This is a genomic window from Accumulibacter sp., from assembly GCF_029255125.1.
Classification (GTDB): Bacteria; Pseudomonadota; Gammaproteobacteria; order Burkholderiales; family Rhodocyclaceae; genus Accumulibacter.
The window spans coordinates 1-2,550 of the sequence record NZ_JAPUVR010000057.1 but is presented as its reverse complement, the minus strand read 5'-3'; the positions used below and the strand labels follow the sequence as shown (position 1 = coordinate 2,550).

The window sequence follows — 2,550 nt, the reverse complement described above, 5'->3', positions numbered from 1 at the left end:
TGAGCGCCTTCGAGCGCCATCTGAAGAAGATGCCCGACATGAAGGTGGTCGGCATCGACTGGCACAATGCCGGCACGACCAGCCTGATCGACAAGTACGACCGACTGCAGCAGGCCGGCGCGCAGGCGATCATCCTCGTGATGACCGGCCGGGAACTCGGGCCGCTGTTGCGCGAGGTCGGCGAGCGCCTGGCGGTCAATAGTACGCCGGCGGTTCTCCCGCTCCTGGCGCACGGCGGCGGCGTCGTCGGCTGGCGATTGTTCGACGCTCATGGCGCCGTACTCAAACGCATCGACCTGAGCGCCGCGCAGAGTTTCAGCCTGTTCCGCCTGCCGCCGAGCAAAGCCGAGGCGATCGTCGCCAAAGCGCGCAAGGCCTACGGCATAGACCTCTACAAGGACTACGACGGCCCAGTCGGTTTCGCCAACGCGTACGACCTGATGCATATTCTGGCCCGCGCGATCGACCTCGCCGGCAGCGCCGAACGCAGCAAGGTGCGCGACGCGCTTGAAAACGTACGCAACTACGATGGCCTGATGCGCCGCTACGCGCGCCCCTTCGAGCCCGGACGCCATGAGGCCGCCAGTCTGGCGCAGATCGTGTTCACCCGCTTCCGCGCCGATGGCGTGCTGGTGCCGGCGGACGGCGCCGGCGCCTCGCGCCATCCGCCGCTCTCCAGGCAGCGATGACGCTCGTCCCGCGCACGGCGCTGGCCGTTGCCACGATCACCATCGCACTGCTGATCGTAGTTGGCCTGGTGTCGTTCGTCGCCATGCGCGACAAGACCACCGAACTGCTGCTGCGCGCCGAGATCGATACCGCGCAGGTTGCCGCGGTGCGCCTCGAGGAGCGCCTGCGGCGCCTGCACGATACCGCCGAATCGGTGGCGACCAACCCGATCGTCACCAACGCGCTGCTCGACAGCGCCGGTCGCGAAGCCTACCTGCTGCCGCTCTTGCGCGCCTCGGTCCCGGCCGATACGAAAAATGCGGTGATCGCACTGACCGACTTCTCGGGCCAGATCGTACACAGCTCGGCACGGCTCGCCCAACAGCCCTCCGAAGAGCGCGCCTGGCTCGCCTCGGTGATCGACAGCGGCCGCGCCGCTGCCCGCCTGCGCCTGCGCCCGAACGCGCCGCCGGGCAGTGCCACGCCAGGCCGGCTGGCCGGGCTGGTGCTCGCTTGGCCGGTCGTTTTTCCGCCGACGCAGGCGGTGGAAGGCGTGGCCGTCGTGGACGTGCCGATCGAGGATATCCTGATCAGCCGGGTGGCCACCCGTCAGATCGAGATCGTGCAGGACGCCGAAGCCGGACAGGCGGAAAGCGTCCTCCTGCGCGCCGATCAGATCCTCGTGCCGCTGCGCCTCAGCGCGCCGCTCGATGGCCTCGAGCTGGCGGTGCGCACGCGCGTCGACCGCGGAGTGATCGACGAAGCGATCAGCGCGCTGCAGATCCGCTACCTCTGGCTCGGCGCCGCGCTCACCGGGTTGACCGCCGTCGCCAGCGCGCTGGCCGCACGCCGCCTGCTGCGCCCCTTGCGCAGGCTCGCCCAGGCCACCCGGCGAGTGGTCACTGCCGCGTCCTACGAGCGGCGTTTCGACAGCGGCGGCAGCGGCGAGATCGCGGCCCTCGACGACGCCTTCAACGCCATGATGGAGCGCCTGCAGCAAGCCGCCGAACGCGAGCGCGCGACGCAGGAAAAGCGCTTCCGGACCGTCGTCAACAGCGTGCCCGACGCCATCGTCACGCTCGACGGCGCGGGCCACATCGAAAGCTTCAGCCCGGCCGCCGAGCGCATCTTCGGCAGTCGCGCCGACACCTGGATCGGCCAACCGGTGCTCGGTCTGGTCGCCGAAGCCGACCGCGCCGCGCTGGCCATGCGGCTCCAGAACGAAATGGACGAATCCGGCGCCAGTGGCGAGATCCGTGGCCGCCGCAGCGACGCCAGCGTCTTCCCGATGGACTATTCAGTCAGCGCGATCGAACTCGAAGGCGAGCGCCACTTCGCCGCAACCTTCCGCGACATCACCGCGCGCAAGGATGCCGAGGCGGCACTGCGCCGACTGAACCAGGAACTCGAACTGCGCGTCGCCGAGCGCACCGCTGAGCTCTCCGCCGCCAAGGAGCTGGCCGAGGCGGCGAACAAGGCAAAAAGCGTCTTCCTGGCCAACATGAGCCACGAGCTGCGCACGCCGCTCAATGCCATCATCGGCTTTGCCGAACTGATGCGGCGCGACGCACGCAGCGGTCGCGCGGCACTCACGCCCAGCCATTGCGAACGGCTCGACGCCATCCATCACGGCGGCGAACATCTGCTCGCGCTGATCAACGAAGTGCTCGACCTGTCCAAGATCGAAGCCGGCAAGGCAAGCTGCAACCTGGACGACTGCGATCTCGACGCGCTGCTGATCGCCCTGCACGAACTCTTCCGCCAACGCGCGACGCAGAAAGGCCTGGCGCTCGACGTCGTGCGCCACGACGATACGCCGCGCTACGTGCGTACCGACACGGCCAAGCTGCGCCAAGTCCTCATCAACCTGCTTGGCAATGC

At 68.6% G+C, this 2,550-nt stretch carries 2 protein-coding genes; both read left to right on the top strand.

The annotated features are described in order from the left end of the window. Positions 1-689 (top strand): ABC transporter substrate-binding protein (locus tag Q1L59_RS02750; protein ID WP_300327761.1); only part of this gene is annotated, 689 nt, incomplete at its 5' end. Next, the coding region (locus Q1L59_RS02745; RefSeq protein ID WP_300327760.1) for a PAS domain-containing hybrid sensor histidine kinase/response regulator at positions 686-2,550 on the top strand (1,865 nt) is incomplete at its 3' end. The genes Q1L59_RS02750 and Q1L59_RS02745, both read left to right, overlap by 4 nt.